This window comes from Nocardia sp. NBC_01503 (genome assembly GCF_036327755.1).
Classification (GTDB): domain Bacteria; phylum Actinomycetota; class Actinomycetes; order Mycobacteriales; family Mycobacteriaceae; genus Nocardia.
On the sequence record NZ_CP109596.1, the window covers coordinates 1,327,183 to 1,346,495 of the forward strand.

A 19,313-nucleotide genomic window follows, 5' to 3' on the forward strand; every position below is an offset into this window, starting at 1 on the left:
CACGCCGGCGACTCCGGTCCCGACCCCGTCCGGACCGGACAACCGGCCGATCCGCGCCCGCGCTCCGGCCGACCGGACCGGAGAATCGGCGAAACACCCTCTCACCTGTCGTTTCACCAGACCGGAACCGGAAACCCCCTCCGATCGAACCCCTTCCCGTTCATACCTTTTGAACAGGGCCGATACGGCCCGCCGGATCGATCGACAGATCCGGCGTCGCGATCGCTATCGCAGCGACGCATCCGGTTTCGGGGAGGAACCAGCATGATCACCAAGGCCGCCATCGCCGCCGCACTCACCGCGGCCGGACTCGTCTTCGGCGCGGGGGACGCGCACGCCGGAGCACTGGCACCACACGAGAAGACCACCGTGGCACCGAACGGTATGACGATCACCGTCGGACATCAGGACAATGCGGCCCGGCCGGTCGCACCCCTGAACGGAATGCCGACCAGTCGGGAGGTGTACCTGGACAACACCTCCTACGGCCGGATCGAGGGCGGCGGCGGAAAGATCCGCACCGGATACTTCTTCGCCTGCGCCGTCGACCTGGATGTGCAGTTCTCCGTGGAGGGCTCCGTCGGCGCGGACGCCTCGGTCTCGGTCGGCGTCAGCGCGGACACCCTCGGCGTCACACCGCACGCCGACGCCGACATCACCCCGACGATCGGCGGCAGCATCGGCTTCGATATGACCATCGCGCCCGGCACCATCACCGATGTGAAACTCGGCGAGAAGCAGATTCCCGCCGGCGGCACCGGCTACATCGTCAACCGTGACTACAAGCTCACCGTCGAGGGCTGCGGCGGACCGCTGACCGTGCAGGCGTACACCATTATCGAGGCCACCTCGCCCGAGGTCGACGCCGCGGACTGGGTCATGGGCGATGCGGTGGTGCTGTGAAGTTCACCCGGCTACATTGGCCAGCTGTGGGCGGGGAGAGATCGAATACCGGTGTGGGCGTGGGCAACGGCGCAGCGGTTGCGCAGAACCGTTCCCCACGAGCGCTTTTCACCCAGCGCTTCACCGAACTCTATGAGGCGGCCGGCAATCCGACCCTGCGCCGGGTGGCCACCGCCGCCGAAACCCGTATGCGCGCCGCCCAGGGCACCCGCCCGGGCGGCGCGTCCGCCCAGCGCATCAGCGATTGGAAAGCGGGTCGAAATGTCCCGGCCCGCTTCGAATCCCTGCTCCCGGTGGTACTCACCCTCATCGACCTGGCCCGCAAGGCGGGCACCCCGCTCCCCCGCGAAACCGCGGAACCCCGCGAGTGGCAGAAACTTTGGCATGCCGCCACCACCTGGAACCCGGAGACCGACACCGAATCCGCCTGTCCCTACCCGGGACTGATCTCCTACGGCAGCGGTAACAGCGACCTGTTCTTCGGACGCACCCGCGCCACCACCGAACTCGCCGACCTGATTCGCGAGGCCACCGGCCCCGTCTCGCTGGTCGGAGCCTCCGGCGCGGGTAAATCCTCACTACTGGCGGCGGGCCTGACACCGGCCCTCACCGACTGGGAGACAACAGCTCTCACCCCCGGCGCACATCCGCTCACCGCACTGACCGAGGCGCTCACCGATCCGGAAGCCGAACCGGCCGCAACCCCCGCCCGAACATCCACCACCCAAGTGGAATCACCCACCGCACACACCGGATCGTCCGCCGGGCAAGCCGAATCGCCCACCATTACCGAGCGAATCGAATCGGCCCTCGCCCCGCGCGCCGAGGGCCCGCGCCGACTGCTGATCATCGACCAGTTCGAGGAGGTGTTCACCACCTGCGGCAGCGAACGCGAGCGCGAGAACTTCCTCGAGGCCCTGCACGGCTGCGCCACCCGCGCGGACGATCCGATCGCGGTGGTGATCGCCGTGCGCGCGGACTTCTACGCGCACTGCCTCAACTACCCGATCCTCCAGCAGACTCTGGAACAGCGCAGCTACCTACTCGGCCCGATGCGCATGGACGAACTGGCGCAGGCGATCTCGGGCCCGGCCCGCGCGGTGGGCCTGGATCTCGAACCCGGCCTCGAAGATCTGGTGAGCAACGAATTATGCGGTGCCGGCGACCATCACGGCCGCCAGAGCTACGATCCGGGCGCACTTCCGCTGCTCTCGCACGTCATGGCCGCCACCTGGCAGCATCGCGAGGGCCGCCGCCTCACCATTACCGGTTACCGCCGGGCGGGCGGCGTGGTCGGCTCGGTCGCCGAAACCGCCGAATACGCCTGGAACGAACTGACTTCGGCGCAGCAGACCGCGGCCCGGGAAATCCTGCTCGGCCTGGTCACCGTCGCCCAGGACTCCCGCGACACCCGCCGCACCGCCCAGCGCACGGACCTGCTCCGCCGTGCGGTGCATCCCGAAGACGCCACGGCCGCATTGGAATTGCTGTCCCGCACCCGCCTCATCACCCTCGACGCGGACGCGGTCACTCTCACCCACGAAATCGTCCTGACCGCTTGGCCCCGCCTGCGCACCTGGATAGACGAGGACCGCGTCGGCTACCTGGTCCGCCAGCGTATCGAGACCGATGCGGCGGAATGGGCCGCGCAGGAACGCGATTCCTCGCTGCTCTATCGCGGCACCCGACTGCGGAACGCCCTCGAACATGTGGATCCGCCGCCGGTCGGCCCGCTGGCCGGGGAGTTCCTGGCCGCCGCGAGCGCCGCTCGCACTCGCACCCGTCGGCGGTCCTCGCGCACCAAGGCCATTCTCGCAGTGCTCGGGGTCGCCCTGCTGGTCCTGGGCTTCGCCGCCTACACCCAGACCCGCCTGGTCGGCCAACAGCGCGAGGACAAGACCTTCGCCGCCGTACTGGCCGAGGCCGATCGCCTGCGGAGTTCGGATCCATCCCTGGCCGCACAGCTGTATCTGGTCGCGCGCCAACTGCGCCCGAATGACGAGGAGGTCCGCACGCGGCTGCTGCGCACCCAGGACATGCCGCTGGTCACCTCGAATCCGGGGCATCGGGACGGTATCTGGCAGTTGCGATATCGGTCCGGCAAGGTACTCACCACGCTCAGCTGGGCAGGCGGGGTGCGCCGATGGGATATCACCGACCCGCACCATCCGCTGCCGCTGGGCCAGCCGCTCGACAATGCCGATTTCATTGCCGTCAGCCCGGACGGCGCGCTGCTGGCCACCGAACAGGATCGGCAGATCCGGATCTGGGATATGCGCGATCCCGCTGTCCCACGCCAGCTCTCGGTGCTGCCGCCACCGGATAAGGACGTGGTGGATATACGATTCGCGGGCGGCGCGGGCCGCGCCCTCGTCCTGGTCACCCCGCAACACCTGGCGCTCTGGAATCTGAACGATCCCGCGACCCCGATATCGGGTCCGTCCTACGAATTCCACAGCCCGGCGGCGAATCCGCCGACCCCGCACCTCGCCGTCAGCCCGGACGGGCGCATGCTGGCCGTCGGACGGGATACCGACGGCAATTCGTTCACCGAAGCCATCGAACTACTGAGCCTCGGCGACGATATGACGACGCGGGTCATCGTCGATCGACTCGAGCCGGGCGAAATCGCCATCAGCGACCCGGTTTTCAGCCCCGACGGCCGCACCCTGGCCGTCGCCACCTACGGCGGGGACTCGACCTCGCTGGGCAGCAAGGGCTTCGTCCAGCTCTGGAATATCGCCGACCCCGCGAAACCGCGGCAGGCCGGTATGCCGATCGCCACCGACAGCACCGGCATCGCCGCCCTGGCCTACAGCCCGGACGGGCGCACCCTGGCGATCTCCGGCCTGAAGGAAATCTCGCTGTGGAATGTCACCGAACCCGAAGTCCCGGCGCTGATTACGGGTGAACTCTCGGTGAGCAACGCCATCTGCCGTGTGCGCGAGACCGAATACCCCTGCACCGGTCAACCATTGGGGTTCGCCTTCACCGCCGATGGGCGAAACCTGCTGGCCGCCGGGGTCGGTGGTGAAATCCTGACCTGGTCGCTGCCACCCTCGGTACTCAGCGGGCACGCCGCGGATATGTCCACGCCACACTTCGATGCCGGTGGCGACCGCATGACGACCCAGTCCAGCGACGGCCGCATCATCGTCTGGGATACACGGGACCACAACGCGCCCAAGCAAATCGGAGAATATCGATCGCCGCCCGGCCTATACGGCACCGACCTGTCCCCCGACGGACGCACCCTGCTGCTCATCGACCCGAACCGCACCGCACCACTGCGGTTTCTGGACCTGTCCGATCCGGCGCACATCACGGTGCGGACGCAGTGGCAGGTACCGGGCGATCAAACACAATCGTTCCGGTTCAGCCCCGACTGGCGGACCCTGGCCACCGTCGGCAGTGATGACAAGGTCCGGCTCTGGGACCTGTCCGACCACACCCGCCCGAGGGCCTTCGGCACGGCACTGGATCTGGAATCGGCCGCGGCCACCGACGTCTACTTCGGCGCCGACGGCAAAACCCTGATCACGGAGCAACAGCTGGGTGGGGCCACCAAGTTGGACCTGGCCGTGACCCGCTGGGACATCACCGATCCGGACCACCCACGCAAACAAGGCGAACCACTGCGGACCGCCGGTGACCAGTTCCTGCGGAGCATCCGCTTCTCCCCCGACCAGCGCACCATGATCACCATCACCCAGCAGACGATCCGCCTGTGGGACCTCAGCGATCCGACCCGAATCACCGCGCTCGGCGAACCCATCGCGGCGCACTCACAAATGCTGATCTCGCTGGTCTTCAGCAGCGACGGGCGCACCATGGCCACCTCGAGCGCCGACGGCTCGGTCCAACTCTGGGAGTTCGCCGACCGCGCACACCCGCGCCGGATCGGCGCACCGCTCATCGAACCCGGATCCATTCCCTGGACCCTGGCCTTCCCGCCGAACGACCACCACCTCATCGGCGTCGGCGAGGGTGGCGCGATCCGCCTGTGGGACTTGACCGAACAAACCGCCGTCGACCGCGTGTGCGCGATCACCGGCAAACTCTGGACCCCCGAACTCTGGCAACGCTACCTGCCACAGCTGCCCTATCGACCGCCCTGCGACTGACCGCCCGCACAGCCGATTCACCGCCACCCCGCAACAGCCGTGGAGATCGCCGCTCAATGATCATGGCCGGCTCGCGTGGCGAGTCGCGGCTGCGGTGGGCAGTTCAGCCTGCGGCCCTACACCATCAGCACCGCCAACTCCGACGGTGACAGCGGTAGCGGCGCGGTCTACGGCGACCTGATCACGCTCTGCCCATTTCCCGTCCCTGACAGGCAAGTTCAGGTGCACATTCAGGGTCTTCCCCGATGCGCCCGGACCCGGCTCGCAACCACGATGGAGTCATGACGAGAACGAGCGACTGGTCCAGGGGCACCGGGCGTGCCGGGTTCGCGGAACAAATTCAGGATATGTGGCAGACCCGCCCGCTGCGACTGCCCCAGCACGGCCCGATCGCGGGCGTCGCCGCCGGATTCGGCCGCCGCTACAACGTGGACCCGGTGCTGATCCGCGTCGCGTTCGTGGTCTCGGCGCTCTTCGGCGGGGCGGGCATCGTGCTCTACCTGCTCGGCTGGCTGCTGCTCAACCAGGCCGGTGACCAGTCCTCGGCGGCCGAATCGCTGTTCGGCAAGGGCCAGAGCTCGCAGACCTCGTCCAAGACCATTGTGCTGCTGGTGGCATTGGGGATCGCCGTGAGCACCATGGGCCCCGTCGGCGTCGGACTCGGCGGATCCGGTGTGGTGAGCTTCGGACTCATGCTGGCCGGCTGGTGGTTGCTGCATCAGCGCCAACCCGAACCGCCGATCGGCTATCTGGAGCAGCCGGGCGAGGCCGCACTCGGCGGCTTCCCCGGCGCCAACTCGCCATTCTGGACCGGATACCCGGGCACCACAGCACCTTTCGAAGGCTACGGGCCGTACACCAAACTCCCCGACAGCTATGTACCGGACCCGAACCAGCAGCAGGCCGCCGAGGCTCCCACGGAAGTCCTTGCCACCCAGCCCGTTCCGGAGGCCGACCCGATCGCGAACGAGGCCGAGACCGTCGTGCTGCGCAAACAGAACGCCGCCGTCGGCACCGAAGACACTGCGGCACAGCAGACTCCGCCGACCGATGCGGTCTCCGACACCGGCACCGTGGTACTGCACAAGAACCCGGCACCGAAGGCACCGGTATCGGACTCGGAACAGTCCGATACCCCAGCGAGCAACGGCGCCGTGGTGGAGAAGACCCCCGATGCCATGCCCGCGGAGCGCGAAGAGTCCGCCCTGCACCGTATTCCGGCAATGAGCGAACGCCCCTCCTTCGCCTACGGTCCCGCGCCGATCTCCCCCGATTTCGGCCCGACGCCTCCCGGCTGGGATCCGTTCGCGGTGGCACCGCTGGCCTGGGATCTGCCCGAACCCGTTCCGGCGCAGGTGACTCCGGTGGTACAGACCCCCGAGCGCAAGCCGCGCTCCCGGCTCACACCGGTCGTCATCGGCCTCTCCCTGCTGGCCGCGGCGGCGGCCGGTTCGGCGGCAGCGGCGGGCGTGGAGTGGATGACCCCGAGCCGGATCGGCGCGGCCGCGCTGGCGGTGCTCGCCCTCGGCCTGATCATCGGCGCGTTCCTGCGCCGCGGCTACGGCCTCATGGTGCTGCTCGCCCCGCTGGCCGGATTCGTCATCCTGTCCTCGCTCATCGGCCCGATCCAATTCGATCAGGGCGCGATGGGTGACCGCACCTGGAGCGCCGCGGCGGGCACCGAACTACTGCCCGAATACCACGTCTCCATGGGCTCGGCGACCCTCGACCTGAGCAAACTGGCACTCACCGAGGATCACGCCACCACGGTATCTGTCCGCATGGGCGATGCCCGGGTGATCCTGCCGCCGAATCTGCGGGTGCACACCACCTGCACGGTGCGCCTGGGTGATTCGAATTGTGTGAGCGGAATGTCCGGTCCGGCAACGGGTCCGGTCCTGAATCTGACCGTCGATGTGCAGATGGGTAATGCGGAGGTGCAGCGTGGCTGAGCAGAAGAATCGTCGTCCCTCGTTCTCGCTGCTGCTGGCGGGCCTGCTCGGCCTGGGCGTGAGCATCTGGGCCTTCATCGGCCCCAGCTCCTGGCCGGTCTCCGAGGGCCTGTCCCTCGGCTGGATCGTCGTGATCGCCGCGATTGTTGTCGGAATCGTGCTTGTTCTGTCCCCCAGGAAGAAGAGAGACTAGTCCCTGCGCTGCCCCACCTCGCCGGAGCAGCGCACCCGCCTTCCGGGACTGCCCTCCCGAAAGGCCGAAGGCCCCCCCGCCGAAAGGCGGGGGGGCCTTCGTATCCCCGGTGATAACTGAATTCGTAAGGGCCGGGTAACTCCCCGGGTACCCCCGAAATAGCTTCGGCGACCAAACGCTCCTACGCGTCCCCAGCCGTCAACGGCACCCGAGCCGCGCGCCGAAGTCCCGGGGAGGCGGCACAGCTCACTCCCATTCGATGGTGCCCGGCGGCTTGCTCGTCACGTCCAGAACCACGCGGTTGACCTCCGCCACCTCATTGGTGATGCGGGTGGAGATGCGCTCCAGGGCCTCGTAGGGGAGGCGGGTCCAGTCGGCGGTCATGGCGTCCTCGCTGGAGACCGGTCGCAGCACGATCGGATGACCGTAGGTGCGGCCGTCACCCTGCACGCCGACACTGCGCACATCCGCGAGCAGCACGACCGGGCACTGCCAGATCTGCTTGTCCAGACCGGCTGCCGTAAGTTCTTCGCGCGCAATGGCATCGGCCTGACGCAGCAGGTCCAGGCGATCCCGCGTCACCTCACCGATGATGCGGATGGCCAGACCCGGGCCCGGGAAGGGCTGGCGGGCAACGATCTCCTCGGGCAGGCCGAGTTCGCGGCCGACCGCGCGGACCTCGTCCTTGAACAGCAGGCGCAGTGGCTCGACCAGATCGAACTCGAGATCGTCCGGCAGGCCGCCGACATTGTGATGGCTCTTGATATTCGCGGTGCCGGTGCCGCCGCCGGATTCGACCACATCGGGGTACAGCGTGCCCTGCACGAGGTACTCCACCTTCGGCGCGGAGCCTGCGGAGCGCCCATCGGGCGCAGTCTCGCCTTCCGCTTTCACCACCTCGGAGACCGCGTCCTCGAACGACCGGATGAACTCCCGGCCGATGATCTTGCGTTTCTCCTCCGGATCGGTGACGCCCTTCAGCTCACCCAGGAACTTGTCCACCGCGTCGACGGTGACCAGCTTGGCCCCGGTCGCGGCGACGAAATCACGCTGCACCTGCTCGCGCTCACCCGCGCGCAGCAGACCGTGATCGACGAAGACGCAGGTCAGCTTGTCGCCGATGGCGCGCTGCACCAGCGCGGCCGCGACCGCGGAGTCGACACCACCGGAGAGACCGCAGATGGCATGCCCGTCACCGACCTGCTCGCGCACCTGCTTGACCAGCGCGTCGGCGATATTGGAGGCCGTCCACGCCGCCGGGATACCGGCGATCTCGTGCAGGAAGCGGCTCAGAATCTGCTGGCCGTGCGGCGAGTGCAGCACCTCCGGGTGGTACTGGACACCGGCCAGGCGACGCTCCAGATTCTCGAAGGCCGCGACCGGCGCACCCGCGGAGGTACCGGTCACCTCGAACCCGGCGGGGGCATCGGTGACCGCGTCACCGTGGCTCATCCACACCGGCTGCCGAGTCGGCAGACCGCCGTGCAGTACACCGCCGTCCACACTCAACTCGGTGCGCCCGTACTCCCGAGTCCCGGTGTGCGCGACCGTGCCACCGAGCGCCTGCGCCATGGCCTGGAAGCCGTAGCAGATACCGAACACCGGAATGTCCAGATCGAAGAGTCGCGGGTCCAGCTGCGGCGCCCCCTCGGCGTACACACTGGACGGCCCGCCCGAGAGAATCACGGCGAGCGGCTTGCGCTCGGCGATCTCCTCGACAGTGGCGGTATGCGGCACCACCTCGGAGTACACGCTCGCCTCGCGCACCCGGCGCGCGATCAACTGCGCGTACTGCGCACCGAAGTCGACAACAAGGACTGGTCGCTGGGTATCTGCCACCGAAACAGTCTAAAGAGCGACACAGACCACACAGCGGGTGGGAGCCCCACCGATGCGGGAGGCTCTTCCCAACCGCACCACGCGCCCCCAACCGTCAACGGCACCTGAGCCGTGTGCGAAATTCACGGAGAGGCGGAATCTGTCAGAGGTTCTGGCTATCGTGTACCTCGTGCCATTCGCCCGTGCGATCGATGCCGAGATCCACTACGAGGACAGCGGGGGCGAGGGGCCGGTACTGCTACTGGGGCACGAATTCCTCATGGACAGAACAATGTTCACGTCGCAAAAGGCGGCGTTGACACCGGAGTTCCGGTTGGTCACATGGGATGCCCGCGGACACGGCGACACTCGCGATGAGGGGCTGCCGTTCACGTACTGGACCTGCGCCCGCGACGCGCTCACCGTGCTGGATCAGCTAGGCGTGGAAAAGGCTGTGCTGGGCGGGATTTCGCAGGGCGGCTTCATCGCGCTGCGCACCGCGCTACTTGCCCCCGAACGCGTCTCGGCCCTGGTCCTGATCAGCACCGAGGCGCATGAGCCCACCGGCGCCGAACTCGGCAATGCCCGTCGCTTCCTGGATAAATGGCATGAGGACGCGGTCCGCCCCGCACTCGCCGTTCATCTCGCGCACTCCCTCATCGGCGAGGACGAATGGCATAGGTCGGTCTGGATCCGGCGCTGGCTCACCCGCGACGCGCACGCCACCGAGGTCGCCGCGGGCGCATTGCTGAGCCGCGACTGCCTCCTCGACCGACTAGCCGAAATCACCTGCCCCACTTTGGTTATCCACCCCACCCGCTCCGGTGTCCCACGCGCGCACGCCCGCGAACTGGCCGACCGCCTCCCCGACGCCCGCTACCTCGAAATCGAGGGCGCCCGCCAAACCGTCAGCATGACCCACCCGGTCTCGGTGAACACCGCGATCCAGGACTTCCTCCGCGAAAACGTCCTCCCCCGCGCGGTCACCTCCCCGCGCGTCCGCACCGGAGAGTTCCCGGCCCTGCGCAAACCCGAACGGTAGAAACAGAATTCGGTGCGCGCGGCGACCCGATATCCCGGCTGACAACCCTCGTGATCCCGGCATGCATTCGGCTGGGATCCACATCGGCCGTGCTCCAACGAGTTTCAGTGGATCCCGGCCGAAAACGCGCCGGGATGACGAATGGCTTCACCTCGCGGGATGCGAGGTGAAGCCATTGCTTCGAAAGCTCCTCAGCGGCGCGGCTGCTCAAGCACGAATGTTGAGGCCGACCTTCTGGAACTCCTTGAGATCCGAGTAACCGGTCTTGGCCATCGCACGGCGAAGGCCGCCAACGAGATTCAGCGAACCGTACGGATCATTGGACGGGCCGTCGAGAACCTGGGCGAGCGGCACGCGCTCGTCGTCGATGGCGTACGGCAGCACCGCGCCACGCGGCACCGAGGGGTGCGCGGCGGCGGACGGCCAGTACCAACCCGCACCCGGAGCCTCCTGCGCGAGGGACAGCGGCACGCCGAGCATGACCGCGTCCGCACCGCAGGCGATGGCCTTGGCGATATGACCGGAGGTCAACGTCTCGCCGTCGGCGATGACATGCACGTACCGGCCACCGGTCTCATCCAGGTAATCGCGGCGCGCGGCGGCGGCATCGGCGATGGCGGTGGCCATCGGAACCCGAATGCCCAGCACCTCATTGGTGGTGGTCGCGCCCTGCAGCGAGCCGTACCCGACGATCACACCGGCGGCACCGGTGCGCATCAGATGCAGTGCGGTGCGGTGATCGCTCACGCCACCGGCCACCACGGGCACATCCAATTCGGCGATGAAGGTCTTGAGGTTCAGCGGTTCACCATCGCTCGCGATCGCTTGCGGGTCGCTCGAGATAGCACTGCCGACATGCTCGGCGGAGATGATGGTGCCGTGCACCACAAGCAGGTCGATTCCGGCCTGCACCAGGCTCGGGGTCAGCGCCCGCGCGTTCTGCGGGCTGACCCGCACCGCGGTGGTCACACCGGCGGCACGCACCTCGGCCACCGCGGCGGCGAGCAGTTCGGGCTGCATCGGCGCGGCGTGCAACTGCTGCAGCAGCTGCACCGCGGCCTCGGTGCCCTCCTTCTCGGCCACCTCGGCGAGCTGCTGGATCTTGGCCTCGACATCGGCGTGCCGAGCCCACAGCCCCTCACCGTTGATCACACCGAGCCCACCGGCCTTGCCGAGCTCGATGGCGAAGCGCGGCGACACCAGCGCATCGGTCGGATGCGCCAGGAAGGGGATCTCGAAGCGGTAGGCGTCGAGCTGCCATGCCACGGACACCTGCTTGGACGACCGCGTCCGCCGGGACGGCACGATATCGATATCGTCCAGCTCATAGGTGCGACGGGCGGTCCGGCCCATGCCGATCTCGACCATATCGCGCATGACAGTTCAATCCTCTCTGTGGCCTGAAGCGCCGCCCGGGTGGCGGCATGGTTCGCGGCCCGCACCGAAAGCGCGGGCCGCGAAGGGATCTCAGGCGCGGGTTGTGTAGTTCGGGGCTTCGACGGTCATGGTGATGTCGTGCGGGTGCGACTCCTTCAGGCCCGCCGCCGTGATCTGCACGAACTGCGCCGCCTGCAGATCCGGAATGGTCTGCGCGCCGGTGTAACCCATGGCCGCGCGGACGCCACCCACCAGCTGGTGGATCACCTGGTCCAGCGGACCGCGGAACGGCACCCGGCCCTCGATGCCCTCGGGCACCAGCTTCTTCTCCGACAGCACATCGTCCTGGAAGTAGCGGTCCTTGGAGTACGACTTGGCCTCACCGCGACTCTGCATGGCGCCGAGCGAACCCATACCGCGGTAGCTCTTGAACTGCTTGCCGCCCACCAGGATCAGATCGCCCGGGGATTCGGCGGTACCCGCCAGCAGCGAACCCAGCATGACGGTCGACGCGCCCGCGGCGATCGCCTTGGCGATATCGCCGGAGTACTGCACACCGCCGTCGGCGATGACCGGCACACCGTGCGGCCGGCACGCGGCGGTCGCCTCGAGAATCGCGGTGATCTGCGGCGCACCGACACCCGCGACCACACGGGTGGTGCAGATGGAGCCCGGGCCGACACCGACCTTGACCGCGTCCACGCCCGCCTCGACCAGCGCCAGCGCACCGGCGCGAGTCGCGACATTGCCGCCGATGATCTGCACGCGATCGCCGACCTCGGCCTTGACCTTGGCGACCATCTGCAGCACGCCCGCCTGATGCCCGTGCGCGGTATCCACCACGAGCACATCGACGCCCACATCGGCCAGGGTCATGGCGCGCGCCCAGGCATCCTCACCGACACCGACCGCGGCACCCACCAGCAGGCGGCCGTCACGGTCCTTGGTGGCGTTCGGGTACTGCTCGGTCTTGACGAAGTCCTTGACGGTGATCAGCCCGCGCAGCTTGCCATTGCCGTCCACGATGGGCAGCTTCTCCACCTTGTGGCGGCGCAGCAGACCCAGCGCGGCCTCGGCGGTGACACCCTCCTGCGCGGTGATCAGCGGGGCCTTGGTCATGATCTCGGCGACCGGGCGGTTCTGATCCACCTCGAAGCGCATATCGCGATTGGTGATGATGCCGACCAGCTGGCCCGCCTCATCCACCACCGGAAGACCGGAGATGCGGTAGCGCGCGCACATGGCGTCGACCTCGCCGAGCGTATCGGTCGGCCGACAGGTCACCGGATCGGTCACCATGCCCGCCTCGGACCGCTTGACGGTCTCGGCCTGCGCGGCCTGCGCCTCCACCGACAGGTTGCGGTGCAGCACACCCATACCGCCCGCGCGCGCCATGGCGATGGCCATCCGCGCCTCGGTGACGGTATCCATGGCGGAGCTCACCAGCGGCGTGCGCAGTGAGATATCCCGCGTGAGACGGCTGGAGGTGTCGACCGCACTCGGAATCAGATCCGAGGCGGCAGGCAACAGCAGCACATCATCGAAGGTGAGGCCGAGCATTGCGATCTTGTTCGGATCGTCGCCACCCGTATGAGGGCGGCCGGCGTTTCGTTCGCCCGTAACGGGACTGCTCATCGGATCGACCCCTCCTGGAGCTCGGCACAGTCCCCCGACCCGGATCCCGGCGGACGACTGGATGAATGACAATGCCGGCGTTCACCACCCGGCCTTTGGTCAACCATGGTATCCGGCTGCCAAGCTCTGTTTAATTTGCCTCCGCCGCGCTCCGGCGGTCGGTGTCTTTCCCGCCTCCGCTGCGCTCCGGCGGTTCGCGGCCCTGTGACCCCGGTTCTTCCCTCCCTCCGCTCCTCCGCTGCGCTCCCCCGCTCCGCTCGGTCCAGAAACGGGGGCGGGCCGCGAACGACGGCGGTTGATATGCCTCGGCTGGGTTTCGGCGGTTCATGGCTCTGTGGCCCGCTTCTTTCGCACTGCGCACGTCCACCGCGCTCTCCCGGTCCGCTCGGTCCGGGAATGGGGTGGGCGCGAAGTCGGGCTTTTTGGTCATGTGTCGTATGCCACTCCTCGGCCGGACCGCAAAGTGAGGGCAAATACTCAACAGCGCTGGCGCAAGCACCCTCTTTCTGCGTACCGTGGGACTGTGCGTGACCATCTACCACCTGGCTTGCCGCCGGATCCATTCGCCGGAGATCCCTCCGACCCGTCGGCCGCGCTCGATGCCATCGAGCCGGGGGAACCGCTGGATCCTCACGAGCGCCTAGCGGTCGAGGAGGATCTCGCCGACCTCGCGGTATATGAGGCGTTGCTGGCCCACCGCGGTATCCGCGGACTCGTGGTCAGCTGCGAGGACTGCCGACAGGACCACTACCACGATTGGGATATGTTGCGCGCCAACCTCCTCCAGCTACTGGTGGATGGCACGGTGCGCCCCCATGAGCCCGCCTACGACCCGACCCCCGAGGCGTACGTCACCTGGGATTACTGTCGCGGCTATGCCGATGCCTCGATGAACGAGGCGCTGCACGGCGACGGTTTCGACGGGTTCGACATCTAGAACCGAAAGCGGGCCCGCGTTCCGAGAACGCGGGCCCTTTTTCGGTACAAACTCACAGCGGGTACGAAAAAGCCGACACCAGCGGGGTCGGCCGTTTATTTATGCCTGTAGCTCTTTCCGGCTCACTCGGCAGCTCCCCGTCATCACCTGGGCGCTCCAGGCAGCGGCACCGACGGGATGGTCGGAACCAGCGTCGGGACAACCGGATTCGCCGTCGGCACCACCGTGCCGGGGTGGTTCTCCACCGGCGGTTGGGTTACCGGCGGAACGGTGGCCGGCGGAGCCCCGGTCGGGGGCTCCGCGATGGTGGTCGGCCCGGCGGTCGGCGGCACCGTCTGCGGCTGTGACGGTTCACCCGTGGCGGGCTGGGTCGGCGGCACGGTGCCCGGCTGGGTATTGGGCAGCGTGGTCGGCCCGGTCCCCGGCTGAGTGGAGTCCAGACCGCGCGGATCGTAGGTCGGCACGGTGCTGTCACCGCCACTGGTTCCCGGCACGGTGGTCGGCGGCAGCGTGGCACCCGGAAGGGTTGTCACCGGCACTTGACTCGTGACCGGAACCTGCACCGGCGGCGTCGGCATCAACGACGTGGCGAGCCCGGGAGCGACCTTCGCCAGCGAGGTCAGCACCTGCTGCCAGCGATCCTGCAGATCGTCCTTCTTGTCGTTGTCGTTGACCTGGCTGACATTCGCCGAGGCGCGCTCCAGCAATGCCTTGGCCTGCTCCGGACGCCCCTGATTGATGAGCTCCTGAGCCTGGGCCATGTCACTGTCGGCACGCGAGACCACCGTGCTCTGCGCCTGCTCGCTGAACACGACCTCCTTGACCCGCCACAGCGGATCACCGGGGTTCGCGTTGTACGAGAACGCCGTCAGGCCGCCGAAGATCAACGCCAGCGCGGCCGCGGACCCCATGATGGGGCGCAGTAGCCGTAGTCGCCCACTCGCCTGCGCGCCGATCTGCGCCTGCCGGGCACCGATCTCCTGATTGACCGCGGCGACGATGGTGTCCAGATCCGGACCGGCCGGCATCGGCTCGTCCAGAATCTCGGCGCGCCAGTTCGCGAGCAACGCCGCGAGCTGATACTCCTCCGTGGTGCCCGTCTGCACGGGACCGTCGCCGGAGATGGCATCGATCAGCGCGTCGTCGCGACGAACCGCCGCAATGTCCACCGGCCCGGTGTCACCGGACGCCTCGGCGTAGGGACCGCTGTCTTGCGATCCAAGCCGCTTCCAGTCGCCCCGACCGCGCTCGCCATCCCTAGCCATACATTTCACCTGCCCTCGCCACTTGAGACTTGAGTTTCGCGAGTGCCCGATGCTGGGCGACTCGTATAGCACCCGCCGTACTGCCCACGGCGACTGCGGTTTCTTCGGCTGACAAACCCATGACCAAGCGCAGGATGAGGATCTCTCGATGCTTCTCCGGAAGCGTGGCCAGCAGAGAATTCATCTGCCGGCTCGTCTCCGATTCGAGAGCCCGCTGTTCCGGCCCCTGGTCGGTGGATATGACATCCGGTACTTCGGCCATGGCATCCGCTTTGTTACGGGCGGCGTTGCGATGAGCGTCGGCGACTTTGTGGGAGGCGATGCCGTACACGAAAGCCATGAACGGTCTGCCCTGATCCTGATAACGCGGCAGAGCTGTCATGACGGCCAGACAAACCTCCTGCGCGACGTCGTCCGCGGAGAGTTGGCCGCGTTCGGCCGACCCGATACGCGCACGGCAATACCGCACCACAAGGGGGCGGATGCTCTCGAGTACCTGGGCTAGAGCAGACCGGTCGCCCTGCGCGGCGGCAGCGACGACGGCTGGGTCCAACTCCTCACCCGTGTTGTTCATCGTCAGAGCTGTTCCTGGCGTTACGAGTGGCACCGTGGCTGGAAGGCCGGTGCTTCCGCGGAGGGGCGGAACGGTCCAACAATAGCGGCTGGCTCATTCAAGCCAGCCGTTACGGGGTCAGTCTCGGGGAGGACTCAGGGACCTCCCCGAGACCACTCAGGGCTGCCCGAGAGTGTCGCTCGCCGAACGCAATCGCCCTCCGCGACAAGCCAGCAAACGTTCACACTCGAACGCCTCGGCCGCACCGCCGGATTCGGGATCGATCCCCGAGCGCAGCATGGCGCAGGCCCAGCGCAGCGGCAGCAGCTCGAATTCGGCTGTCTCGGCGGCCACTTCGGCTGCGAGCGCACGGGATCTGTCCAGGTCACCGTGCGCGGCACTGGCGGCCGCGACCAATAGCCGGGATTTGACCAGATGCCGTTTCGAGGGTGAGTTCTCCGCCAGCGCGAGGGCGGTCTCGGCATGTGCGAGGGCCGGATCCGTGGCCGTCGACGAGGTGACGGCGGCGCCTGGAACAGGACCGTTGGGTTCGGGCGCGAAGATCAAACCGGCCCCGGGAGCACACAGCGCGGTCTCGGCAGACACCCAGTGCAGGCGAATGCGCTGTCGCCAAACGGTTTCCGGATCGGCCAGATGCTGTTCGAGATGGTTGCGGCAACGGTTCAGCAGCCTGGCGGCAAGCTCCGGGCGCGCGGTGCCGAGAGCGTCGGCGGCCAGGCCCGTCAACGCGTCGCAAACCGCCTCGGCGCGAGCGATATTCGAGTCCGTGGTGATCCGCGTCACTTCCGGGATGCCCGCGGCACGCCCGGAGGCGGGGGTGGCGGGCAGCACCAGGGCGGCGGCACGGCCGTCGGCGACGGCGGCGCGGGCATGCCAGCCCAGCTGGCGCAGCAGTGAGCCCTCGAGGCTGTGCGTGAGTGAGCGCAGTACCGGATCGGTGGCCGACACGCGGGCGTGGCGTAGCTCGACCCGCGCGGCGGCGTAATGCCCGATACCGCTGAGTGAGACTGCGCGCAGCCAACTCTCGGTGGCGGTGCGCGCGGCGGGCAATCCGGTAGCAGCGCGGCCGGGGGTGGCGCCGAAGGCGGTATCGACCAGGAGTGAGTTCACTTCGAGCACAGGCACCGCCGCACTGTAACCAGTGCCGCCGGGGTGGATGTCGGCCGCCATAGCATAGAAATGCAGCAACCTTTCAGCATTCGCCAATGTCTTTGTGTTTCCACTCGGTAAATCTGTGCTCGCTATCGCCTAGCACGCCCGTAAGGAATTCGTATGGCGTTTCGCGTTATTAACCTGAGCGCCTCGATCCGGCCATCTGAGGCCCACTCACGACGGCGAGCGCAATGGTTGAGATCACGCTGATCGCGATGCAGGCATAGCCGGGATTGCTCGGATTCTCGCTCGAAAAGTGTGCCCTACCAGGCATTTCAACAAGTCGGATCGGCTATCGCAGCACTCGATCACTGCTGGGCAACCGATCAGTATCACCTCAGGCGGCCCACTTTGTAAATAGCAAAGATGTTAATTCTCTAATGCGCTGGTATTTGAATCGGGATGGAACGGACTATTGACTCGAATTCATTCTCCGACCTAACGTACGACATCGCCGCCGTCGGCGCCGTGTGAAATTACGGAGCCTTCGGACTGCGATCGCCGGAACCCGGTGATGCGGCCCACTGTTTGCTCACCAGCACCGCTCGACAATGCCGACGAGCTCGCACCAAGAGGAGTTCACCATGCCCATGCCGACCCACCTCCCTGGTCCGAACGCCGATGTATGGGACTGGCAAATGCGCGGATCCTGCCGCGGACAGGATTCATCGGTGTTCTTCCATCCGGATGGCGAACGCGGCCGGGCGCGAGCCCAGCGCGAGATGCGCGCCAAGGAAGTCTGCCGTGCCTGCCCCGTCCTGCTGCAGTGCCGTTCGCACGCGCTGAAGGTCAGCGAGCCCTATGGCATCTGGGGTGGAATGTCCGAGACCGAGCGTGAGATGCACGCCCGCCGGAACCGCCGCCGGGCGGTCGCCTGAATATTCGGCGACGCTTCCGCGCACACGGCTGCGGCGGCCGTGTGAGCACTCCTGTGACAGCTGAGTACCAGCGGTGCGGGCGAGGCGCACCACCTCGTTACCGCTGACCACGACCGGTGTGACTTCAGAAAACTTCCCATCCGCGCGGCGCGGCGCGCCGAATGCCTAGCAAACAACCGGCCACTGCCGCGGCGGGAGTCGGTTGAGACTGGCAATGCTTCGGCGATTCCTACAAGCTCCGGCGTGTCACAGCGTGTCGTGCAAGAAGACAGGTTTGGGCGAGTCGGTACAAAACGGAAAACCGCTGCGCGACAGTCGCTTTAGCCGATACCCCCACCCGAGAGGAGGTTATAGCGACCGGCTACCCTCGTGGCCGATGACACAGAACGGAGCGTTGTGACAGCGCGGCCGCCGGCCGCAGAGGGCGACTCGTTCCAGAGTTCCAGGAACGCTCGCACGGCCACACCGGCCGACTCTGCGATGACGGCACGCGCAGCCGAAAGCCTCGAACTAGCCGCACTTCTCCAACGCTGCGGGCAGTCCGACGAGCCGGCATTCGCCGAGCTCTACGACCGCACCTGCGCTCGGGTCTTCGGCCTGGTTCTACGGGTGCTACACGATCCTGGTTACGCGGAGGAGACCACCCAGGAGGTGTACCTCCAAATCTGGCGCACCGCGGCCAATTTCGATCCGGCCAAGGGCTCCGCTGTCACCTGGCTCATGACACTGGCTCATCGCCGCGCGGTGGATCGCGTACGTGCCGAACAGGCGCATGCGCAGCGCGAGGTCGCCTATGGAACCAGCACCCTCGGTAACGAATTCGATGAAGTCACCGAAGAAGTGGGTCGACGGCTCGAACAGCAGGCGGTGCTGGCGGGTCTGGCGACTCTGACCGAGACCCAACGCGAAGCCATCTCGCTCGCCTACTTCGGCGGACGTACATATGCCGAGGTCGCAGCCTATCTCGGCGTAGGGTTACCTACCGTTAAGTCCCGTATCCGGGACGGACTGACACGACTCAAGAAAAGTTTGGGAGTGACGTGAGATGAACGAAAGCCAGATCGATCTCGCGCACACTGTCGCGCTGGGATCGATCGGCGACGAAGATCAGCGCGCGGTGCGGGAAATATTGGATACCGACGATCCGGTACTGCGCGCGGACTTCACCCAGGAAGTGCAGCACACCCGAGAGGCCCTCGCCCTGCTGGCGACCGTGGCGGCCACACCGCCCCCGCCCGCACTCCGCGACCGCCTTCTCGCAGCCGTAGCAGCAGACCAGGCGCCACCCACCGCAATTCACCACAATCGCAACGCGCTGTACCCCGGCAACGGCCGTCCCCGCGCGATCCGCGACTAGCCCCCTCGGCTCCCCCGAGCAGGACGCCCGACCGGTCCATACCCGGCCGACGAGTCCTGCCGCGCACCGACTCCCATGGGCCCCGGACTCCCCAGTCCGGGGCCCA

At 67.3% G+C, this 19,313-nt stretch carries 15 protein-coding genes; 9 read left to right on the forward strand and 6 right to left on the reverse strand.

Features of this window, described 5'->3' with window-relative positions:
- Positions 1-264 precede the first annotated feature (264 nt).
- The 4 genes from OHB26_RS06280 (at position 265) to OHB26_RS06295 (ending at position 7,172) form a co-directional block, all read left to right on the forward strand.
- Positions 265-903 (forward strand): MspA family porin, encoded by a 639-nt coding sequence (locus OHB26_RS06280; protein ID WP_330183279.1) that lies wholly within the window; start codon positions 265-267, stop codon positions 901-903.
- 26 nt (positions 904-929) lie between these two features.
- On the forward strand, positions 930-5,027 hold the full coding sequence (locus OHB26_RS06285; RefSeq protein WP_330183280.1) for an nSTAND1 domain-containing NTPase: 4,098 nt from the start codon (positions 930-932) through the stop codon (positions 5,025-5,027).
- Positions 5,028-5,308: 281 nt separating this feature from the next.
- Complete coding sequence (locus OHB26_RS06290) at positions 5,309-6,979, forward strand: PspC domain-containing protein (protein ID WP_330183281.1); 1,671 nt, start codon at positions 5,309-5,311, stop codon at positions 6,977-6,979.
- The gene (locus OHB26_RS06295) at positions 6,972-7,172 is read left to right on the forward strand and encodes a hypothetical protein (RefSeq protein ID WP_330183282.1); all 201 of its coding nucleotides are present in this window, start codon (positions 6,972-6,974) and stop codon (positions 7,170-7,172) included. Before OHB26_RS06290 ends, OHB26_RS06295 begins: the two co-directional genes overlap by 8 nt.
- A gap of 246 nt (positions 7,173-7,418) precedes the next feature.
- Here OHB26_RS06295 and guaA read toward each other — a convergent pair whose 3' ends face one another.
- Positions 7,419-9,011 carry a glutamine-hydrolyzing GMP synthase gene (gene guaA, locus OHB26_RS06300; RefSeq protein ID WP_330183283.1) on the reverse strand — a complete coding sequence of 531 codons (1,593 nt, stop codon included), beginning with the start codon at positions 9,009-9,011 and terminating at the stop codon, positions 7,419-7,421.
- A 169-nt stretch (positions 9,012-9,180) separates the two neighbouring features.
- Between guaA and OHB26_RS06305 the strand changes: the two genes are divergently transcribed.
- A complete protein-coding gene (locus OHB26_RS06305; RefSeq protein WP_330183284.1) occupies positions 9,181-10,032 on the forward strand; it encodes an alpha/beta fold hydrolase in 852 nt (283 codons plus the stop codon).
- Positions 10,033-10,239: 207 nt separating this feature from the next.
- Here OHB26_RS06305 and OHB26_RS06310 read toward each other — a convergent pair whose 3' ends face one another.
- Positions 10,240-11,409, reverse strand: a complete 1,170-nt coding sequence (locus OHB26_RS06310) for a GuaB3 family IMP dehydrogenase-related protein (protein ID WP_330183285.1) — start codon at positions 11,407-11,409, stop codon at positions 10,240-10,242.
- A gap of 90 nt (positions 11,410-11,499) precedes the next feature.
- On the reverse strand, positions 11,500-13,044 hold the full coding sequence (guaB, locus tag OHB26_RS06315; protein WP_330183286.1) for an IMP dehydrogenase: 1,545 nt from the start codon (positions 13,042-13,044) through the stop codon (positions 11,500-11,502).
- A 523-nt stretch (positions 13,045-13,567) separates the two neighbouring features.
- Between guaB and OHB26_RS06320 the strand changes: the two genes are divergently transcribed.
- Entirely contained in the window at positions 13,568-13,981 is a 414-nt protein-coding gene (locus OHB26_RS06320; RefSeq protein ID WP_067561879.1) for a DUF5319 domain-containing protein, read from the forward strand.
- 143 nt (positions 13,982-14,124) lie between these two features.
- Here the strand turns inward: OHB26_RS06320 and OHB26_RS06325 are convergent, their stop codons facing one another.
- The 3 genes from OHB26_RS06325 to OHB26_RS06335 form a co-directional block, all read right to left on the reverse strand.
- Positions 14,125-15,246, reverse strand: coding sequence for an anti-sigma-D factor RsdA (locus tag OHB26_RS06325; RefSeq protein WP_330183287.1), 1,122 nt, complete (start codon positions 15,244-15,246; stop codon positions 14,125-14,127).
- Positions 15,239-15,820, reverse strand: coding sequence for a sigma-70 family RNA polymerase sigma factor (locus tag OHB26_RS06330; protein ID WP_067561873.1), 582 nt, complete (start codon positions 15,818-15,820; stop codon positions 15,239-15,241). Before OHB26_RS06330 ends, OHB26_RS06325 begins: the two co-directional genes overlap by 8 nt.
- 156 nt (positions 15,821-15,976) lie before the next feature.
- Positions 15,977-16,945 carry a hypothetical protein gene (locus OHB26_RS06335; RefSeq protein WP_330183288.1) on the reverse strand — a complete coding sequence of 323 codons (969 nt, stop codon included), beginning with the start codon at positions 16,943-16,945 and terminating at the stop codon, positions 15,977-15,979.
- A gap of 611 nt (positions 16,946-17,556) precedes the next feature.
- On the opposite strand from OHB26_RS06335, the gene OHB26_RS06340 reads away from it, so the two are divergent.
- From OHB26_RS06340 to OHB26_RS06350, 3 genes are all read left to right on the forward strand, one after another.
- Positions 17,557-17,850: a WhiB family transcriptional regulator gene (locus OHB26_RS06340; RefSeq protein ID WP_153805677.1), complete on the forward strand. Its 294-nt coding sequence runs from the start codon at positions 17,557-17,559 to the stop codon at positions 17,848-17,850.
- A gap of 480 nt (positions 17,851-18,330) precedes the next feature.
- Positions 18,331-18,894 (forward strand): sigma-70 family RNA polymerase sigma factor, encoded by a 564-nt coding sequence (locus OHB26_RS06345; protein WP_330183289.1) that lies wholly within the window; start codon positions 18,331-18,333, stop codon positions 18,892-18,894.
- A 1-nt stretch (position 18,895) separates the two neighbouring features.
- Complete coding sequence (locus OHB26_RS06350) at positions 18,896-19,207, forward strand: RskA family anti-sigma factor (RefSeq protein WP_245676933.1); 312 nt, start codon at positions 18,896-18,898, stop codon at positions 19,205-19,207.
- Positions 19,208-19,313 lie beyond the last annotated feature (106 nt).

Coding starts and splice junctions, on each gene's coding strand:
- OHB26_RS06350 (WP_245676933.1), top strand. CDS start 18,896: ATGAACGAAAGCCAGATCGATCTCGCGCACACTGTCGCGCTGGGATCG.
- OHB26_RS06330 (WP_067561873.1), bottom strand. CDS start 15,820: ATGAACAACACGGGTGAGGAGTTGGACCCAGCCGTCGTCGCTGCCGCC.
- OHB26_RS06310 (WP_330183285.1), bottom strand. CDS start 11,409: ATGCGCGATATGGTCGAGATCGGCATGGGCCGGACCGCCCGTCGCACC.
- guaB (WP_330183286.1), bottom strand. CDS start 13,044: ATGAGCAGTCCCGTTACGGGCGAACGAAACGCCGGCCGCCCTCATACG.
- OHB26_RS06280 (WP_330183279.1), top strand. CDS start 265: ATGATCACCAAGGCCGCCATCGCCGCCGCACTCACCGCGGCCGGACTC.
- OHB26_RS06340 (WP_153805677.1), top strand. CDS start 17,557: ATGCCCATGCCGACCCACCTCCCTGGTCCGAACGCCGATGTATGGGAC.
- OHB26_RS06325 (WP_330183287.1), bottom strand. CDS start 15,246: ATGGCTAGGGATGGCGAGCGCGGTCGGGGCGACTGGAAGCGGCTTGGA.
- OHB26_RS06345 (WP_330183289.1), top strand. CDS start 18,331: ATGACGGCACGCGCAGCCGAAAGCCTCGAACTAGCCGCACTTCTCCAA.
- OHB26_RS06290 (WP_330183281.1), top strand. CDS start 5,309: ATGACGAGAACGAGCGACTGGTCCAGGGGCACCGGGCGTGCCGGGTTC.